The sequence below is a fragment of the Kluyvera ascorbata ATCC 33433 genome, assembly GCF_000735365.1.
GTDB classification, from domain to species: Bacteria; Pseudomonadota; Gammaproteobacteria; order Enterobacterales; family Enterobacteriaceae; genus Kluyvera; species Kluyvera ascorbata.
In genome coordinates, this window is the sequence record NZ_JMPL01000230.1 from 1 (window position 1) to 963 (window position 963).

1 protein-coding gene is annotated in these 963 nt (G+C 48.4%); it reads left to right on the top strand.

Annotated features, from left to right (window positions below):
- Positions 1–55: 55 nt before the first annotated feature.
- The coding region (locus GKAS_RS23330) for an IS30 family transposase (RefSeq protein ID WP_035897914.1) at positions 56–963 on the top strand (908 nt) is incomplete at its 3' end.

Genomic DNA, 963 nt, shown 5'->3' on the forward strand with positions numbered 1-963 from the left:
GCTGTGAGTTCAACGGGTCGATGCAACGCTATCCTTAATCAAGGGGGACGTTGCCATGAAACGAAGAACGCGCATTTACTACACGCCAGAACAGAAAGCGATTATCTGGGACCGATATAAGCAAGGTGATTCCCTGCACGATATCGCCAGAATGTTCGACAGATTTCACTCTTCTATTATGCCTACAATCCACCAGACAGGTGGCTACCGTCCTCCCGTGAGAAGGCGGCACCGGTTAGCGCTCTCGCTTGATGAAAGAGAGGAAATATCCAGAGGATTGGTAGCAAAACGCAGCATCAGGGACATCGCTGCCAAATTATCAAGAGCTCCTTCAACGATTAGCCGCGAGATTAGGAGACACGGTGGTGCAAAACAATACCGTGCAGCAAAAGCCGATACTGCTGCGTGGGAAAATGCTCTGAGACCAAAACCTTGCAAGCTAATTCAAAGCCCCGCATTGTGTAAAATCATTGCAGAGAAGATGCATCAGGACTGGTCGCCGGAACAGATCGCCGGCTGGCTGAAACGCTGTTATCCGGATAGTCAGGAAATGCATGTGTCACACGAAACGATATATAAAACGCTTTTTATACAAACCCGGGGTGCATTAAAAAAAGAACTGCAGCAATGCCTCAGAAGCGGAAGAGTCGTGCGTAGATCCAGAACATCATCGCTTAAAGGGAAAGGATTAGGGTCAATCCCGGATACGATCTCTATCAGCGAAAGGCCACCTGAAGCAGCTGACAGAGCCATACCAGGTCACTGGGAAGGTGATCTGATCCAGGGCTCTAAAAACTCCTATATCGTCACCCTCGTAGAGCGTCATTCCCGTTTTGTTATGTTGGCCAAAGTCAGGGACAACAAGACCATAACGGTTATATCTGCACTCATCAAACAAGCCCGTGAATTACCTGCTGAGCTTTATAAAACATTAACATGGGACCGGGGTGCTGAAATGACCAG